The organism is Streptomyces sp. NPDC002513, assembly GCF_053595355.1.
Window position 1 is genome coordinate 1 of the sequence record NZ_JBSFXK010000014.1, and the last position, 17,443, is coordinate 17,443.

Annotated in this window: 14 protein-coding genes; 5 read left to right on the top strand and 9 right to left on the bottom strand. The window is 68.3% G+C overall.

From position 1 onward, the window contains the following. From ACWD5Q_RS12460 to ACWD5Q_RS12470, 3 genes are all read left to right on the top strand, one after another. Positions 1-1,124: hypothetical protein (locus ACWD5Q_RS12460; RefSeq protein ID WP_451426959.1), on the top strand; the 1,124-nt coding region annotated here is incomplete at its 5' end. 21 nt (positions 1,125-1,145) lie between these two features. After that, positions 1,146-2,480, top strand: coding sequence for a Dyp-type peroxidase (locus ACWD5Q_RS12465; protein ID WP_451426960.1), 1,335 nt, complete (start codon positions 1,146-1,148; stop codon positions 2,478-2,480). A gap of 17 nt (positions 2,481-2,497) precedes the next feature. After that, positions 2,498-3,385: a hypothetical protein gene (locus tag ACWD5Q_RS12470; protein WP_451426961.1), complete on the top strand. Its 888-nt coding sequence runs from the start codon at positions 2,498-2,500 to the stop codon at positions 3,383-3,385. A gap of 633 nt (positions 3,386-4,018) precedes the next feature. Here the strand turns inward: ACWD5Q_RS12470 and ACWD5Q_RS12475 are convergent. The 4 genes from ACWD5Q_RS12475 to ACWD5Q_RS12490 all read right to left on the bottom strand — a co-directional run bounded on the left by ACWD5Q_RS12475 (position 4,019) and on the right by ACWD5Q_RS12490 (position 6,911). Then, complete coding sequence (locus ACWD5Q_RS12475) at positions 4,019-4,156, bottom strand: hypothetical protein (RefSeq protein WP_451426962.1); 138 nt, start codon at positions 4,154-4,156, stop codon at positions 4,019-4,021. Continuing rightward, on the bottom strand, positions 4,153-4,323 hold the full coding sequence (locus ACWD5Q_RS12480) for a hypothetical protein (protein ID WP_451426963.1): 171 nt from the start codon (positions 4,321-4,323) through the stop codon (positions 4,153-4,155). The genes ACWD5Q_RS12475 and ACWD5Q_RS12480 overlap by 4 nt, the downstream gene beginning before the upstream one ends. Before the next feature lie 43 nt (positions 4,324-4,366). After that, positions 4,367-4,564 carry a hypothetical protein gene (locus ACWD5Q_RS12485; protein ID WP_451426964.1) on the bottom strand — a complete coding sequence of 66 codons (198 nt, stop codon included), beginning with the start codon at positions 4,562-4,564 and terminating at the stop codon, positions 4,367-4,369. A gap of 457 nt (positions 4,565-5,021) precedes the next feature. Continuing rightward, the gene (locus ACWD5Q_RS12490) at positions 5,022-6,911 is read right to left on the bottom strand and encodes a zinc-ribbon domain-containing protein (protein WP_451426965.1); all 1,890 of its coding nucleotides are present in this window, start codon (positions 6,909-6,911) and stop codon (positions 5,022-5,024) included. A gap of 145 nt (positions 6,912-7,056) precedes the next feature. Between ACWD5Q_RS12490 and ACWD5Q_RS12495 the strand changes: the two genes are divergently transcribed. Continuing rightward, entirely contained in the window at positions 7,057-7,773 is a 717-nt protein-coding gene (locus ACWD5Q_RS12495; RefSeq protein ID WP_451427062.1) for an endonuclease domain-containing protein, read from the top strand. A gap of 740 nt (positions 7,774-8,513) precedes the next feature. Here the strand turns inward: ACWD5Q_RS12495 and ACWD5Q_RS12500 are convergent. From ACWD5Q_RS12500 to ACWD5Q_RS12510, 3 genes are all read right to left on the bottom strand, one after another. Beyond that, on the bottom strand, positions 8,514-9,464 hold the full coding sequence (locus tag ACWD5Q_RS12500) for a restriction endonuclease (RefSeq protein WP_451426966.1): 951 nt from the start codon (positions 9,462-9,464) through the stop codon (positions 8,514-8,516). Positions 9,465-9,872: 408 nt separating this feature from the next. Then, positions 9,873-10,304 carry a hypothetical protein gene (locus ACWD5Q_RS12505; protein WP_388975547.1) on the bottom strand — a complete coding sequence of 144 codons (432 nt, stop codon included), beginning with the start codon at positions 10,302-10,304 and terminating at the stop codon, positions 9,873-9,875. A 403-nt stretch (positions 10,305-10,707) separates the two neighbouring features. Next, positions 10,708-12,294, bottom strand: a complete 1,587-nt coding sequence (locus ACWD5Q_RS12510) for a serine/threonine-protein kinase (RefSeq protein WP_451426967.1) — start codon at positions 12,292-12,294, stop codon at positions 10,708-10,710. Positions 12,295-12,520: 226 nt separating this feature from the next. On the opposite strand from ACWD5Q_RS12510, the gene ACWD5Q_RS12515 reads away from it, so the two are divergent. Then, a complete protein-coding gene (locus ACWD5Q_RS12515; RefSeq protein WP_451426968.1) occupies positions 12,521-12,691 on the top strand; it encodes a DUF397 domain-containing protein in 171 nt (56 codons plus the stop codon). 93 nt (positions 12,692-12,784) lie between these two features. On the opposite strand, the gene ACWD5Q_RS12520 is transcribed toward ACWD5Q_RS12515, so the two are convergent. Together ACWD5Q_RS12520 and ACWD5Q_RS12525 are read right to left on the bottom strand one after the other, a co-directional pair. Further along, on the bottom strand, positions 12,785-14,098 hold the full coding sequence (locus ACWD5Q_RS12520) for a hypothetical protein (RefSeq protein WP_451426969.1): 1,314 nt from the start codon (positions 14,096-14,098) through the stop codon (positions 12,785-12,787). Positions 14,099-14,243: 145 nt separating this feature from the next. Next, positions 14,244-17,441: a type I restriction endonuclease subunit R gene (locus ACWD5Q_RS12525; protein ID WP_451426970.1), complete on the bottom strand. Its 3,198-nt coding sequence runs from the start codon at positions 17,439-17,441 to the stop codon at positions 14,244-14,246. Positions 17,442-17,443: the final 2 nt, after the last annotated feature.

Sequence of the window (17,443 nt, forward strand, 5' to 3'; positions counted from 1 at the left end):
CCACCCGCTGGCTGCCCCAGGCCGACCACCCCCACACCGCAACCACCCGAAAGCCGCAGATCATCGAGCTACAGCGCGGTTCACCACCACGCTCTGAGGCTGGGAGCTGGGCGATGAGCGAGACCAGAACAGCGCGGATCTACAACCAGCGGCACATTCCCCGGAAGTACACCCCTGCCGGGCGTCGCGTGAGCATCTATGTCTCGTGGAGCTATCCGGCCGAGGCGGGCCGGAACACGGCCGAGCTGGACAACCGGTTCTCCACCATGACCGAGGTGCGTCGGGTGGCGTGGCCGGCCTACGAGGACCCGAAGTGGTCGGATCCCCATCATTTCCAGCAGGGCATCGCGGGATCGCTGGAGCTGTTCTTCTGGGCCTGGGTGCCGTTCCAGGACTTCGTCGCGGAGGTGACCGGGCATCCCGTGCCGGTGTACCAGCGCATCGACCAGGCCGGTTTCCACACCCCGCTCGACGAGCGGGTGCTCGACGACACGGACGTCCTGTTCGTCTTCGGACTGGACCACATGATCACCCGGCAGGAGGCGCAGCCCGGGGAGATCGATGCGCTGCGGTCCTTCCTCGCGCGGGAGGACGCCCTGCTGGTCCTGGGGCCCCATCACGACGTCGGCGCGTCGGACGATCTGTCCGTACGGGAGGTGGAGTACCGCCACCACGGCGATCCGCTGGTGCCTCGCCAGCAGCGGTTCGCCACCTACGTCAGGGACGTGATGAAGGGCCTGGGCGTGCCGGTCGTCAACCGGTACGGGCTGCGCCCCGCCACCGGTGAGGACAACCGGATCGCCCCTCTGTCGATCATCAGGGATCTGGACGAGAAGGGGTGGCTGCGAGGGGTCACGAACTTCAACTTCCACATGCACCTGCCGCACTACGCGGTGACGACCGACGAGCCGAAGGCCATCCACGTGCTGGCCCGGCAGCCGATCGACACGTCCCGGCCCCATCCGTTCACCGAGGACGGGAACACCGAGTTCAACATGTTCCTGTGGATGCCCCCTGGCGACGACCGCGGGGCCGACGTGCTGCTGGCCGACTCGACGATCTTCAGCACGCTCTTCGGTGCCGACGACAGTCTGCGGAATTTCTGGCGCAACCTCGTCACGTAGCGATGCCGCAGGGAGGCCGACGTGAGCGCACCCACGGACGTCACACTGGAACTCGACGACATCCAGCGCGGGGCACTCAGCCCACGGCCGACCCCGTACGCGGCGACGTACCTGGTCTTCCGCGTCGACGACCGCTCTCAGGGGCGGGAGTTGATGCGGCGGGCGAGCGCGGCGGCGACCTCCGCCGCCGACACCTCCAGCCCCCTCGGGGACACTTGGGTCAGTGTCGCCGTCACGTACTGGGGCCTGGAGGCACTGGGTGTGCCGCGCTCATCGCTGGACACGTTCGCCTGGGAGTTCCGGCAGGGAATGGCGGCCCGCGCACGAGCGCTGCTCGACGAGGGAGCGAGCGGCCCACAGCACTGGGAGGCACCACTCGGCACGCGCGACGTCCATGTGGTGATCACGGCGACCGCACCCGACCTCCCACGCCTGGAGGCGGCCATCGACCGTGCCCGGCCCGCCTACGCCTGCCTCCCCGGCGTGACGGCGATCTGGCGGCAGGACTGCTACGCCCTGCCCACCGAGAAGGAACACTTCGGCTACCTCGACGGCGTCAGCCATCCGGCTGTCGAAGGCAGCGGCATTCCAGGGTCCAATGCGCTGGAAGCGCCCTTGAAGAGCGGGGAGTTCATCCTCGGTTACCCGGATGAGCTCGGTGGTGCCCAGACGCCGCTGCCAACCGTGCTGGGGCGCAACGGCAGCTACGCGGCCTTCCGTAAACTCCACCAGAACGTCGCCGAGTTCAGGCGCTACCTGAGGGACAACTCCACCGGCGCCCAGGACGAGGAACTGATCGCCGCGAAGATCATGGGCCGCTGGCGCAGCGGTGCCCCTCTGGCCCTCGCTCCGGAGCACGACGACCCGGCACTCGGCGTCGACCCACACCGCCGTAACACCTTCCTCTACGAGCAGGACGATCCGACGGGATTCACCACTCCCGGCGGCTGTCACATCCGCCGGGCCAACCCGCGCGACGCCTCAGTGGCCGGCGATGTGCGGCTGCACCGCATGATCCGGCGCGGCACGGTCTACGGCCCGCCGCTGCCCGAAGGCGTGCTGGACGACGATGGAGCGGACCGCGGTCTGATGTTCGAGTTCATCGGCGCCCACCTGGGCCGGCAGTTCGAGTTCGTCCAGTCGGAGTGGATGAACGACGGCGTCTTCTTCGGGGCCGGCAACACGGCTGACCCCGTCGTCGGAGCCGCGGACGGGAAGACCCGCTACACCATTCCCCGGAGACCGGTGAGGCGCCGCCTCGCCCCGCTGCCCCGGTTCGTCGTCACCCGAGGAGGCGAGTACTGCTTCCTGCCGAGCCTGAGCGCCCTGCGCTGGCTCGGGGACCTCCACGACTGAACGGGCGGGCAAGCACCATGGCCACACTGCATCTCGTCCTCAACGCCGTCACCGTCATCTTCATCGCGGCCACCATGTTCGCCGCCGGGCTGCGCGCCACCGTCCCGGCACTGCGCGGCGTCTTCGCCGACGTCCCCCTGCTGTTGCTGGTGCTGATCGCCAACATGGTGGTCATCCCGCTGCTCGGCTGGGGCATCGCCGCGCTGTTCAGTCTCCCCTCGGCCTCCTTCGTCGCCCTCGTCCTGATCGCCTCTTCTCCGGGCGGCCCCTTCGGGGCGAAGCTGGCGACCGTGCAGCAGGGCGACGTCGTCGCGGGCGCGGCGATGCAGGTACTGCTCGCTTCCATCGGCAGCCTCACGTTCGCACCCACCGCCAGCGCCGTCCTCACCGCCGCCGACATCGGTACCAAGGTCTCCCTCGACGTCGGCGCGCTGGTGCGCACCGTGGCGCTCCTGCAACTCGTCCCGTTCGCCATCGGCCTGCTCCTGCGCCGCTACGCCGAACCCACCGCACAGTCCTGGCTCCCCACGGCAGCAGCCCTCTCCGACATCACGTTCCTCGTCGTGCTGGGGGGCATGCTGCTGGGCAGCTGGCACGATGTCGTCGGCCTCTTCGGCTCACTCGCCCTGCTCGCGGGCTTCCTGCTCGCCGTCTTCGCCTTCACCGTGGGAACACTGCTGGCCACCGGCACGACGGCACGCCGCACCACCATGGGAGGCGTCACATCGGTGCGCAACGCCGGTCCCGCCCTGGCCGCCATCGGCCTCGCCTTCGCCGACCAGCCCGCCGTCCTCGGCGCGCTCGCCGCGATCCTCCTCAGCGGTCTCGCGGCAGCCCTCCCGATCGCCACGCTGCTCGGCACGCGCCGGAGTGCCCCAGAGACACCGCCGTCGAGTGACACCTGAGAACCATCGCCGAGGCAGCGGTGCAGGGCGCTGGCAGTGGTATCGACAAAAGCCGTGGGGACCCGGTCCTGGGCCTGAGCACCGAAAAGGAGGCCGGACTCGTCCGACGGTCTCGTCCGGCAGTTGCCGAACCGTCCGCCCAAGCCACAGGCGATCCGCAGGCCACGGCCGCATCCGCTCACGCAAGGCCCCGAAAACGAAGCAGCGCCCGAGCCGGCCGAAGCCGACCCGGACGCTGCGTAGCAGGTCAGGGGCCATATCCCCCACCTACCAGCCGTAGGCCCTGTGGGACTCGAACCCACAACCAATGGATTAAAAGTCCGGCCAGACGTGCCATCATGTTCTTTGATCTTGCCCCCGTTTTCCCTGTCTTCGCAGGCCAGAGGCCCTTTGCCGTACCGGGCCTTGGTGATCATTCCCGGCCTTTCTCCCCCCTTCCGTTCCCAGAGCGTTCCCAGGAGACCCGCCCCGCGGCGCCGGCGGCGGGGCGCCGGGCGGTCGCCGCAGGTCAGCCGAGCGCCAGATCAGGGGGGCATCGGAGTGCCTTTCCAAGGCAAAGAGGCCCTACCCCGCTTGCGGGTAGGGCCTCTTTGCCGTCTGGGCGGCCGCGCTTCCTGGGCCGCAGAGGACAGGCTAGCGCAACGAGTAACGCCTGTCGGGGTCAGCACTGCTGTCCCTCAGGACGCCGAACCGCTCACCGCCGGGCTCAGATACCCAGTAGCGGTACTGGTTCCCCTCGTAGCCGTACGCCTTCGCTTCGACCTGCTTCATCCCTCCGCCCTCCTCACCGTGATCTCCATGCCGAACGTCACTGCGTGGAACTTGGACTCGAACAGCTCGTCCGCCTTGTTCTCCGCGTCGGAGAGATACTCGGCTTCGACCTCGAGCTCGATCGGCCCCGTGGTGTCGGGGTGCTTAAGGCTTGCGATGTACTTCACGACTTCATCCCCTCGTTGACAATGATGATCCGCTGTTGGGTGCCTACCGCCCGGCCTGTGCGGTATTGGGGTCGGTCGCCTGGCAGTGGGGACATACGACCTGGGCATTGAACCCGTAGCGGGCCGTGAGGCCCTGGTGGCAGCGTGTGCAGTAGCCGACCTGGTTCGGGGAGCAGCCGAGGACGAGCGCCGCTGCGGTGCGGTCCGTGTCGGGGCTGATGCGTGCTGGCTGCTCGTCCATGTGCCCGACTGTACGTCCGTCGTCTCCCGGCGGGATGAACGGCATGGGTGTCCTTCCTGGCGGGTCAGTGGGCGCGGTCGGCCGGCGTGGCGGTGGGGCTGATCTGCGGGATCAGTCCGTACAGGATGCTCGGACGGATCTCCGGCGCGCCGACGTAGCCGCAGGCGTGCGGGCAGGGCACCCACCGGGGCGGTTCACCTGCGGGCGGGCGGCCGGACTGGAAGTGACGAAGGTCCCCGCTAAGGATCCCGGACCGGAACCCGACTGGGAGGCACAGGACAAGCCCAGCACCGGTGTGTGGGCCCAGCGCCGGGAGCGGCAGGCTGCCCGCGACCGCGACGCCAAACCGGATGCCTCGTCCTCTACATGAGCCCGACCGGGTGTGCTGTCCTGCTCGCCCATCCGAGACAACGACGCCGGCCCCTATCGGGGCGGGCGGCAACACGCATCCCGACCACTACCACAGCGTGTCTGCTCTGTCGTCTCGCAGGGCGGCATCCACGTGGGCGTGAAAGGCTGCTTCTGCGAGCAGGCCGGGGGTCGCTGCATAGGCGGCAGCCGCCGGATTGGGCTGGCCGGTGATCTCGATGATGCGGTTCAGGACCGCGACAACTGCCGCTTTCGTATCACCCGCTGGCCCACTTACGTCGTGAGGATGGAGCACGGGCAGCGGGTCCTCGCGGACCCGGATGAGCGTGTACCCAGCAGCGCGAATAGCGTCAGACTTGCGCCTGTCGCGGGCCTCGGAACCGGGCCGGGAGTGCCAGTAGCGGCCATCAAACTCGACGACCACACGGTGCTCGGGAATCAGAATGTCGACCTCCCAGCGTCTGCCACCCGCAGTCAGCTTGGCGCCAGCTGCCTGAGTGCTTGGGAGCAGGGACTGGAGTTCGAAGCCGAGCGCGAGTTGCGGGCGGGACATGCGAGAAAGACGGCAGTGGGGGCAGCCGGAGCGCAATGGACCGGTCCGGGCCGAGCAGCAGATGGTCCAGATGTGTAGAGGGTTTTGACGGCAGCGCCAGGTGATGTTGCGGCTGCTTGACACGGTGACCTGCCACGGTGTGAGGCCGTCGTTGAGGCTCGGGTCGAGTTCGACGGCAACATCGGGGGCGCGGGTCGCGAGCGCGTTGGTGACCGAGACCAGATGACCGACGCAGTAGGGACAGCTGGTCGGGCTGCCGGAGTCAGTACGGACGGACGGCGTGGCCTGCCACCGGTGATCAGGTCCCTTGGCGCATGCCCACCACACCTTGGTCCGTGACCGGCTGCAGATTGCGTGCGGGGTCAGCGGAGCGTTGCGGTCCAGGTCGAACTGGGCTGCGACGTCTGAATACAGGGAGAGACGGTTGGTGTCCGACACGCGCCGGCCCGCGCAGAAGGGGCAGCCGTTACCTGTGGCCGTGCGATGCACCACAGGAGAAGCCCAGACATGATCGGGGCCCTTCGGACAACGCCAGGTGACGACCCGGCGCGTCCCGGCGAGGACTCCCTCGGGCGTCAACCCGTCGTTGAGCGCCCGATCGAGCTGCGCCGCGAGTTCCGGGTGACGCGCGGCCAGACTGTTCGTGACCGACAGCTGATAGCCGGAACAGCAAGGGCAGCCGGTTGGATTCGCCGCACTGGTCCGAGCGCACACGGCAGCCTGCCACCGGTGGTCCGGGCCAGCCGAGCAACGCCACCACACCACACGCTTGGAGCCGTAAGAGACCTGCCCGGGATCAAGGCCCTCGTTGCGGTCGACGTCGAACTCCGCTGCCACCCGCGGGTGCGTCACCGCCAGCGAACGCAACGCGGGGTCGTGCCGATTGCCAGAACACCACGGACAACCCGCAGGCCGAGGCTTCGTCTTCGTGCGAGTGTGCACCGCCGCCTGCCACACATGCCCGGGATCGGCAGCGCAGCGCCACCACACGCGCACGTGACTGCCCGGCAGCAGCTCCTCCGCCCGCAACCCATCGTTGAGCGCGACATCGAGCTCCGCCGCGACAGCCGGGTGCAGCACGGCAAGGTTCCGGTCGACGCTCGGCCGCTTCCCCGCGCAATACGGACAACCATGGCCCAACACGCCCCGGTTGTACGGAGACGCCTCCCAACGGTGATCCGCACCCCGCGGGCACACCCACGCCACTTTCCCCCGGCGCCGCAACGACACGAGATGCGCCGGGCCCGCCTCCATAGCCAACTGCCCCGCAAGCTCTGGATGGTCCGCCACCGTCTCATCCACCCTGCGCCCCCTCCGTTTGCGAAGAGAGCAGCATGGCGTACGGCACTGACAACGACCGCCGCGCCGGGCACAGCGCCCCGGAGACCGTGCACCCCCTCCCGTACCCACAGAAGATGGCTCCATGACTACTCCCGCCCAGTCCGCTACCGCCCCGCCACTACAGGGAATACCGCGACTGCTGGCCGAGGCGTTCCGCGTACCCGCGCCGAATCCCGCTCAACTCGCCGCAAAACTGAACGAGATCAGGCGCTCAATCCGCGGCGCACGGATGCGACCAAGGCCAATCGAAGGCCCGACCTGGTGTCGCCCGTTCGCCCTGCCGTCCCTGCCGATCGCGTGGCCCGACAAGATCCGCCTCGACAGCCAGGGCCTCTACCACCCCGCCTACGACAGCGAGCGACGCTACTGCCCGCACTGCAAGCCCAAATACGCCGACTGGGTCGGCGCCCCAGTGGACCCGGCGGTAGCCCCCCGGACAGAGCGATGCCCGGAGAACAACCGGCTATGGCCCAACACAGTCCCCCGGCCTTGGCACGGCCCCATACCGGAGTCTTGGACCCGCCCAGGCAAAGTGCCACGCTGGTACGTCTGGTGGCGCCTATGGGGAATCCAGGAAGGCCAATGCGCCACATGCCCAAGGCCGCCCCAGGTCATCGACCACGACCACACCACCGGCCTCGTGCGCGGCCTGCTGTGCTACGACTGCAATACCGACGAAGCAGCGTGCGCCATCGGACTCGCCCTCCACTGGCACTCCGGAATCTGCTGGTACCGACGTTACTGGGACAACCCACCCGGAGCACGGTTCGGCTGGTACTGGCCCGACCCGCAGCGGCAAGGCGGCATCCAATCGTTCCTGCCCCGGCCGCCAGCATGGACGGCCGACGCGACACCGCTGACCGTGAAGTGCCACCAGCGGTGCAAGACGTGGATCATGCATGCGCCCACACGCGGAAGACGACTCCCAGAGGGGCGCGCTAATTAGTTCGGTGAGTGCCTCGCGTGCCAGCTGGTGCACCTTGAGCCACCCTGCGTCGGCCGTCAGCGCCTCATACGTCCACCTGGCGTGCCGAGACCGGTCGGCCCGTCGTATCCCGACCCCCCGGTGCACAGGCGGGTGAGGATCCAGTAGCGTCCGCCGAAGGTGGTGTACGCCTCGGTATGTTGCGCGCGCTCGCACGCGGACTTACGCAGGGCGCTGTCCGCTGCCATCATGGCGTGGCCGACCTTCCGTTCCGGCTTGGTCGGATGCGCCCGGGTCCTGGATTGATCATCCAGGTCTCTCCCCCGGAGCGCCCCCCGGCAGAGCCCTGATCAAGTCCCGCCGGGCTGGACTTGCTCCTACGCCACGGCTGCGCTTCTTCCACCACGGAAGACTGAGCCGGTCACACCCCTACCGCTCGGCCTGAATGGCGTGCATGATCCTCCGGCGCCCCCAACGCACGACGCCGCACGCAGAGGGGCGGTGTGAGCGTGGAGGGTCACGTGCAGACTCGAGCCACGGTGGTACACGCCGGGGAAACGGTGACGCTCGTATCCATCAAGGACTGGTACCGCGGCCAAATCCTGGCACCCGTCGACACGGCGATCATCGAAGCGGCGGCCGGCAAGCCGCGCCAGCATTTGCCCGAAACGCAGCTGTGGGTGATGGCGCGGCTCACCGCCCAGTCCGCCGAGGACCTCGACCTCCGGCAGTGGAACACCTCTCGGGTCAAGCTAGACCGATCATGCGGTCTCGAAGAAGTCTTCGTCAGTCTCCACTACTCGAAAGGTCTGCCGCTCCTGTACCCCGATTCCGTGGGTGACCATGAGCCGTCCGAGACGTGGGCCATCGATGAGGATGACGCGTGGGGTGATGGACCGGGCGAAGGCGACGGCGTCAGGCGTGAACCGACTGGTGGTGATGAAGACGCCGCCAGCCGCGCCGGCGTGGTGTAGCGCGCCTAGGAACGCCTGCACGTCCGGCCTGCCGATGGCGTTGTCTGCCTTGTACCGCTTGGCCTGAATATAGATGCGGCCGATACCAAGGGGGTCCTGATTAATGACTCCGTCGAACCCACCGTCCCCAGGACCGCCCAGGTGGACGGCTGCCTCGTCACTGCCGCCATAGCCCATGGCGACTAGCAGGCGCAGGACCGCCTTCTCCAGGAACTCAGGCGGGGCGGCGTGAAGACGCTGCACCAGTTCGGTGGCGACGTCGGCATCAAGCTGTTCGACTGCGGCGCTGATCTGCTCGAAAGGTGTTTGATCACTGGTGTCATCGGCGCCGGTGGGGCCGTCGGCCTGCGCCCCTACGGATCCTTTGGATCGTGCCTGGAAAGCACGGAACTCTTCAAACTGCCGCAGTACATCTAGGCCGAACCCATCCGGATGCACCTGGGCCAACTTGAGTCCCCGTTCCGTGATCTCGAACAGACCACGGCGGGGCTTCCGTACGGCCTCGGCGTGGAACAGGTAGCTCAACGCCCACGTCACGCGATTGTCGAGGCGCCGCTGTCCGCTAGGTATGACCTGGTTGCGCTGCTCGGAGGTCAGCCCGAGCCGGTCGGAGACCTCAGCGATGATGTCGCGCGTCTGCATCGTCTCCCCGGCCGCCAGGACGGCTAGAGCGGGGGTGAAGAAATCATGAAATTTCGGCAGGTCGTCCACAGTGGCGTCCGTTGGGGTGTCGCTCACTCAAATCCTCCAAGTTGATCCTTGGCCCACCACAGGAACGCGGCGCGAATCCACGCGCGCACGCAGGATGCGTCCGCAATCGTGTCTACGTCGACCACAGGTCCTGCCCGCGGCACCCTAGCGGGGTCGGAGTCGAACCGGCGATCTTCTGCTTTTCATGCGCGTCGACCGCTCGGGACGGACCGTGGTCCGAACTGACAACGACCCAGATTGGCAGCCGCTGACGTCCGGGAGGCAGTCGTGGACATGACGCATCATGGCGCAATGGCCGTCGTGGTCCGGGAAAGCGGCCTGAAGGGCTGCACTGCAAGGGCACATTTCCGCTCACTCATCGGACGGGGCCCTCGGCCGTCTACGCGTGCTCTGCAGAGGCCCCTTAGGGAATTGGCGGCGCCGAGCCACATAACGTCAGGGAGCCTTCCGGGTCGCCCGCTCGTATAGCGCCGTATAACGCCGCAGCGCCTCGTCAGCGAGCTCTTTGTCCAAGCGCCCCGCCAAGATCCGCTCGCGGGTTGCACTTGCGGGGAGTTTGCGCGCCTTGAGGCGCTTGACCTTCTCCTCGGCATCCGCGAGCGGGGGTTCAGCCAAGGCAAGCGCGGGCCGGCGGCTGGAGGCCTCGTCGATCTTCCGCTCAAGCCGAGCGGTTGCGGAGTAGAGCTGGTCGAACCTGCGGCAGCGTTCGCACACGAGGCCGCCAGATCTCTGGAGCCGGAAGAGGAACTGGTGGCAGGTCCTGCACGGGGACGAGAGCGCGAAGAGTGCCAGCGGGACTCTGCTGCCGGATTCCGGAACTTGTCCGCCCGTTTGACGGACATGGTGAACCTTGTTGTGCATCGGCACGGACTGCTCCTTAGTAGTCGGCTCCGGAAGTCCTTCGGGGGTTGACTCGGGTATCCCGGCGACGGCCACCGGTTCCGTGAGCAGGCCAGTACGGATTCGACGGCGTCGCTGCCCCCGACACCGAGCCAACGCCACTTGCGCTGGGTGAAGCCACTCATCCCCGAGGGCCCCTGGCATCTCCCGGCGTTCGCACGGCCTTGTCGGACTCTCTCGTTCTGCGGCTTACGCCGCTTGCCGGGCGGCGACCGGGTCCGTCATGACGCACACCCGGCAGGGTATCCGCGCAGCCTGACAATCCATATGGTCTCGTACGTATCGTGACCTTGGACGATGAGTGGTTCGGGACCACCGGCCGAGGCCGTGGGACAGGGTGGTTCTCCGTGCCGTTCCTGGAGGACTTGGGTCAGGAAGCCGAACCGTCGAGGCTGAGCCGGATCACGGCGAGAGCCTCGGCAATCTCGACGGTCATCTCGTCGTCGGGGCCGAACACCATGCACATGTCCTCGTGGAGCGGTTCGAGGACCTGCCGGGCTTCGACGGCCCGGCCCTGGGCGAGCAGCAGCATCCCGATGTTGTGCCGTAGCTCCACGGCTTCCTCGCTCACGTCGCTGTCGACGGCCCGCACGACGTTCAGCACGCCTTGGAGCGCGGCGAGCGCGTCGGTGACCTGGCCGAGTTCGGCGCGGCACCGGGCCGCTTGGGCGCGGCAGGCGCGGGCCTGCTCGCTGGTGGGTCCGGCGATGCGGGCGTACGCGTCGGTGAGGGCGTCGAACTCGGGCAGGGCGGCCCGGTAGTCGCCGCCGAGGAGGCGTATCGCTGCGCGCTGGCGGCGCAGCGCCAGGACCGGCTTGCTCTCGGCGCCGAGGGCGAGGGCCGCGGGTTCGATGATCTCGCCGAGCACCTCGGCGGCCTGCGCGAACCGCTCCTCCTCCAGCAGGGCGTCGGAGTGGGCGTACGCCTCCTTGATGTCCTCGCGCAGCCGGTCGGGGACGGGCACCGGCTGGGCCCCCGGGAGGACCGCTGCCGGCGTCGAAGCGCCGGGTGCGGGGGCCTGGGCGCGGGCGCGGGGCGCGAAAGGATGACGGAACACGCCCGTCGGGTCGGGTGCGCCGGCCGGCCCGGCATCGGCCGTGCCGGGTTCTCCGCCTGGCGGCGGGAGGAACGGCAGCAGCCGCGCGTACACCTCCTGCGTGTCGGCGGGCCGCGCCTCGGGCGCCTTGCGCAGCAGGTGCAGGACCAGTTCCTCCAGCGCCTCGGGGACGTCGGGCCGTAGCTGTCTCAGCGGGGTGGGGGCGGCGTTGACGTGCTGGTACATCAGCAGGTACTCGCTCTCCGCCTCGAACACGAGGCGCCCGCTGAGGAGTTCGTGCAGCACACAGCCCAGCGCGTAAAGGTCGGTCTGCGGGGTGATGCGTCCGCCGCGGACCTGCTCCGGCGACATGTACTGGTGGGTGCCGATGGGGCTGCCGGTGTCGGTCAGCTTGGTGACGTCGGTGCGCAGAATCGCCGCGATCCCGAAGTCGAGGACCTTCACGGTGCCGTCGCGTGCGACGAGGATGTTGCCCGGCTTGAGGTCCCGGTGGATCACCGGCACGTCGTGCGCATACGACAGTACGGTCGCGACCTGCGCGGCGACGGCAGCCGCCCAGCTGACTGGCAGCGGCCGGCCGGGGTCGAGGTAGGCGGACAGCGGTACTCCGTCGACGAGCTCCATCACCAGGAACAGCCGCTCGTACGACGCGTCGAGCACCGCGTCGTACACCTGCGGTACGCCGGGGTGCTGGATGCGCGCGGTGATGCGGGCCTCGCGACGGAACCGTTTGGCGAACTCCTCGGCCAGCTGCGGGGAGGTGACCGACTCCTGCCGGATGAGCTTGACGGCGACGGGCCGGTCGAGCACGGCGTCGTAGCCGCGCCACACGTCGCCCATGCCGCCGTGGCTAAGCTCCTCCAGGAGTTCGTAACGGTCGGAGATCGCCTCCTGCGGCACCTTGCCCCCGGTGTGCGTGAAGAACGGCCACGGTCAGGGGTCAAGTGTGACCGCTGCGTCGATCTGCCGTCCAGCGGCCGCGGTCCGACAGGGCTTGGGCGCGGCGGCCGGTCGACCTCCCACCGGCAGGACGTACTCCGCCCAGACCGTCTTGCCGGGGCCACCCGGGCGCGGGTGCCAGTCCCAGCGGGCGGCGAGGTGCTCCGCCAGGAGCAGGCCGCGGCCGGTGTCACGGAGGCCCGCGGGCGTCCCCACGGCCGGTACGCCCTCGGTGCGCTCAGCCGCCGTCGACGGCATACACGTCCGGGACTCGAAGGTCCGGTCCGGACCGGTTCTGACGGTCACCCCCGACGCGTGGGCCGGTTTCGTCGGGCTGGCCGCCGACCAGACCATCTGAACCGTACGTTCGTAACCCCCGTGGTGGCCCAGTCGCACAGGCGGCTGGGCCACACCATCGCCCGCGACGCGAACGCGGGCGGTGCGAGCGCGTCTACGCCTGCGCGGGCAGCGCGGGGAACACGACTACCGAGCCGTCCTTGTTGCGGGCGATCTCAATCGCCACGTCTGTCGTGCGGCTGTTGACCGTGACGCCGTCGCCCAGCTGGTGAATCCGGTATGCCGCGCGCATCAGGCGTTCGACTTCACCGGTCGTGATGACGGGGAGCAAACCGTTCGGGCCCGCCAGCTCCAGCGTCGACAGGCGCACCAGGACACTGGCGATGCTCGACTCCATTTCGTCGAGGCGCTGCTGGTCGCGCTTGAGTGCGCGGGTGAAGTTCTTGAACGGGTTGCCGGGGTCGCTCTGGGCGTTCTCGACGGCCTGGAGGATGACGACCCGCCGCTTCAGCGCGATAGCCAGGGAAGCGAGTTCGAGGTGGGTGCGGAACGTGCCGCCATGGTCGTCGATGCCGGGGAACGACTTGGTCAACGTGTCGAGTTCGACGGCCTCGCCCTCGGGCAGGCTGTCAAGCGCGCTCTGCCATCGGGCAAGGCGGCGGTCGGCTTTGCCCAGCGCCGTGTTGATGGCATGCACCGCCGAGTCGAGTCCCAGCGAGACACCGAGCTTGCCCTGGTCGAGCAGAATGGCAGTGGCTTTATCGATGGCGTCGCGGCAGCCGTCGAGTTCGCTGTGCTCGTCGTCGAGCTTCTCCTCGTGCAGTTGCTCCAGGAGCTCCGTGATGTGTTCGATGGCCTGCTGGCGCTTGTGGTCGGCGTGCGCGCTCACCCCCACCGCCACGGCCATGAGCACGAGTGGAGCGGCCACGGTGAGCACCGTACCGCCGGCGGCCGCGACGCCGACGGTCGCACCGGCTCCACCGACCGCGCCCGCTGCTGCCGCTTTACCGACCGGCACGAACGTCGCATTGGCGGCGATGCGCCCTGTTGAGTCCACGAGTGCGCCGCGTATGCCACCGGCCGCCCCCTTCGCCACCATCGGGACGAGGCCCTGCCCGAGCTGGGCGGCGACCTTCGCCGGGACCACCATGCGGTACAGAATCTCGCCGGAAGCGGTCGCTCTGGCCGCCGTGAGAGAACTTCGCGTCGATTGCGTGATGAACTGTGACAGGTGCTGCGCCAGGGGACTCGCGGCGTCGAGCGGGAGGCCCCTGGCGCGGTCGATCTTGGCGGGCAGCGGATGTGCCTCAAGGGTGACGATCGGCTCGTCGGCCAGGACGGCCAGCACTCCGCGCAGTTCCGTCAGGCGCTCGGCCGTCATCGACTCGCCCGCGGTCAACCCTGGCACCCGGACGTCACCGGTTGCCAGCGTCCACACCGGAACGATTGTCTTGCGGTCGTCACTCATCGTCTCCCCTTGTTTTCCCACAACAGCGCATGGCTGACGTCCGACAAAAAACGGCATGAACCTCGTGTACCTACGGCCGTCAGGCCGCAGACGAACCGAGGCCGGAGGGCGCCCCGGCCGGCACTGCCGGCCGGGGCGTACGCGATCAGACGTCGTCGTCCAAACCCTCTTCGCGGCGGATCATCCGCCAGGCGGCCTTGCGGGCGCTGCGGTCCAGGCTGGACTTGAAGCCCTTGTCGGGGCCGAAGTACTGGCGGCCGAGCCCCGCGATGGTGTCGATGTGGTCGGCCATCTTGTCCGCGAAGACGTTGTCGAAGACGAGGCCGAAGTTGTCCTCGTCGTTGACGACGGCCGCCGCCCGCACCTTCGGGTCGGCCTTGGCCTCCTCGAACGGGCGGATGACGTCCTGCTCGGTGAACTCGGTGCCGAAGCGTTCGTTGAACTTCTCGATCAACTGCGAGAGCAGCGACTTCTCCGCTTCCTTCGCGCCGCCCGAGCCGTCGCCGAAGCCCTGCATCGTCGTCGGACCCTCGGAGGTGAGGGAGACGTCGTACTCGCCGGTCTTCTCCACCCGCATATGGCTGAGGTCGACCTCACCTATGTCCACGCCGCCGTCCGCGCGGCGCGGCAACCGGTTGAGGAGGTAGCGGCCGTACAAGTGCAGCCGCTCCAGCTCGGCGTCCCGGTAGGGGACGATCTGCGCGAGGAAGCCGTACTTCCTGACGTAGTCGTTGAGGTCGGCGCGGAAGCCCTCCGCCGTCTCCTGGTCGTCCTCGTCCTCGCTTTCGAGCAGGGGCGTGAAGCGGGCGACGGCAGGGGAAAGCAGCCGGTACAGCTCGGCGTGCAGCTTCTCCCACTTGGACTGTGATCCTGCCGCCTTCTCCTTGGCGGCGAAGTACGCGGCCGCGAACTCGTCCATCTCCTGCCCGGACAGGATCGCCGCCTGCATGACCCGGCTCTGCGCGGTGTAGAGCAGGTTGGGGTCCGAGGGGAGGGTGTTCGCCTCCTCGAAGTACGGGCGGAAGGACTCCTGTATGTCGTTGGCGTCGTTGACGAAGTCGAGTACCGCAAGGTCGGCCTGGGTCTTGCGGTCGGCGGTCCGGTTCAGCCGGGACAGGGTCTGGACGGCGGAGATACCGGTCAGCGACTTGTTGACGTACATCGTCGTCAGCAGCGGCTGGTCGAACCCGGTCTGGTACTTCTCCGCCACGACCAGGATTCGGTACTCGCGCTGGCCCGCACCGCCGGCTCGGGCGGCCTTGTCGTCGGCACGTGTGTACGCGAACGCCTTCGGCAGCGCGCTTTCCGACAGCCCGCCGTTCTCCTTCGGCTCGGTGGTCTCCTCGCCGTCGATGGTGAGCGAGCCGGAGAAGGCGACGAGGACACCGAGGTCGGGGTACTTGGTGTCGTAGTCCCGGTCCTTGATGTAGCTCTTGATGGCGCGCGCCATCTGCACGGCGGACTGCCGGGAGGCGGTCACCACCATGGACTTGGCCCGCCCGCCGAGACGGCCCCGGCTGTGCGCCACGAAGTGCTCCACGATCACCTGGGCGTGTTGGGCGACCGTCGAGTCATGGGTGAGCGCGTACCGGGCGAGCAGGCCGTTCGCCTTCGACGGGTCGACCTCCCGCTCGTCGGGGTTCTGGTTCACCAGCTTCCAGTACGTGTTGTACGTGACGTAGTTGCGCAGCGGGTCGAGGATGAAGCCCTCCTCGATCGCCTGCCGCATGGAGTACGTGTGGAAGGGCCGGTAGGTCGCCTTGCCGTCGATGTCCTGGAGCTTGCCGAAGAGTTCGAGGGTCTTGGCCTTCGGTGTGGCGGTGAACGCGAAGTAGGAGAGGTTCGCAGCGCGGGAACGCTGCTCCGCCCTCTTCTTGAGCTGCTCATCGAGGCTGGCGGCCTCGGCCTTGACCGTGGTCGTGCCCGCGTCGTCCGAGTCGGAGTCCAGCCCGAGGTCGCGCAGCGCGGACCGTACGGCGGTGGCGGCGTCGCCGGACTGCGAGGAGTGCGCCTCGTCCACGATGATCGCGAAGCGGCTGCCCTGGATCTCGGTGGGGTTGCGCTGGAGGTAGTCGAGCAGTGCCGGGAAGGAGTGCAGGGTGACGGTGACGATCTTCCCGGTGTCGCGGGAGAGCGCCTTGGCGAGCTGCTCGCCCTTCGCCCCGTGCTTCTCGTCGATCTTCACGACGAGGCCTGCCGTCTGCTCGAAACTGCCGACCGTTTCTCGGAGTTGCGCGTCCAGGTTGCGGCGGTCGGTGATGACGATGACCTTGTCGAAGACCGGTACCCCTGGCTTGAGGCCCTTGGCCACGGCCTCGGCGTCGAGCTCCGACGGGTCGGTGGGGGTGTGCAGGTCGCTGAGGCGGTGCGCGAGCCAGCCGATGGTATTCGACTTACCCGAGCCGGCCGAGGCCATGACCAGATAGTCGTGGCCCGCGCCGTGCATTGCGGCGTGCGCGGTGAGCTTCTTGACCACGTCCCACTGGTGGAACCTGGGGAAGATCATCGTCTTCGTAGTGCCGCCGCCAGGCGTCTTGCTCTTGTGGAGGTGCACGAACCGCTGCAGCAGATCCAGCCAGTTGTCCGGTTGCCAGACCTGCTCCCAGAGGTAGGAGGTCGCGTACGTGCCGTAGGCGGTGGGGGCGGGGTTGCCTGCGCCGCCCGGCTGACCGGGGCCGTTGGAGCCGGTGTTGAAGGGCAGGAAGCGGGTGTTCTTCCCCTTGAGCTGGGTGGCGACGAAGACCAGGTCCGGGTCGACGGCGAAGTTCGCGACGACGCGACGCGTGAAGATCAGCTCGGTGGGGTCCCGGTCGGAGCGGTACTGCTCCTTGGCCTGCTCCACCCCCTGCTTGGTCAGCGGGTTCTTCAACTCAGCCGTGGCGACGGGGATTCCGTTGAGGAAGAGGGCGAGGTCGAGCCGGTTACCCCAGTCGGTCTGCTTCGTCGCGTACTCAAGTTCACGGACGACGGTCAGCCGGTTCGCCCGATAGCCGTCCAGCACGGAGTCGTGGGCCACGAGGTTCGGCTTGAAGTACGCGACGCGGAGCAGGACACCCCGGTCCTTGACGCCGTTGCGGAGGACATCGAGAAGCCCGTTGGTGGCGATGGCCTGGTCCAGGCGGCCGGCGAACCCGCGCTGCGCCTCGTTCGGGTCGCCACCGTAGACGGTGAGCAGCTCGCTCCACTCGTCGGGCTGGGTGGCCCCGATGAAGGTGAACAACTCGTTGGTGTCCAGGCCGAGATCGGCCCGGTAGTCCTGCGGCCGCGCCTCGCGCCACCCGCGCTCGACCATGGCGGCGACGATGGCGTCCCCGAAAGCGGACTCCGTGTGGATGGGGCTCATGG

Excerpts from the sequence above, each read along its gene's own strand:
- ACWD5Q_RS12470 (WP_451426961.1), top strand. The coding sequence starts at position 2,498 with ATGGCCACACTGCATCTCGTCCTCAACGCCGTCACCGTCATCTTCATC.
- ACWD5Q_RS12475 (WP_451426962.1), bottom strand. The coding sequence starts at position 4,156 with ATGAAGCAGGTCGAAGCGAAGGCGTACGGCTACGAGGGGAACCAGTAC.
- ACWD5Q_RS12485 (WP_451426964.1), bottom strand. The coding sequence starts at position 4,564 with ATGGACGAGCAGCCAGCACGCATCAGCCCCGACACGGACCGCACCGCA.
- ACWD5Q_RS12490 (WP_451426965.1), bottom strand. The coding sequence starts at position 6,911 with ATGGAGCCATCTTCTGTGGGTACGGGAGGGGGTGCACGGTCTCCGGGG.
- ACWD5Q_RS12495 (WP_451427062.1), top strand. The coding sequence starts at position 7,057 with ATGCGACCAAGGCCAATCGAAGGCCCGACCTGGTGTCGCCCGTTCGCC.
- ACWD5Q_RS12520 (WP_451426969.1), bottom strand. The coding sequence starts at position 14,098 with ATGAGTGACGACCGCAAGACAATCGTTCCGGTGTGGACGCTGGCAACC.
- ACWD5Q_RS12525 (WP_451426970.1), bottom strand. The coding sequence starts at position 17,441 with ATGAGCCCCATCCACACGGAGTCCGCTTTCGGGGACGCCATCGTCGCC.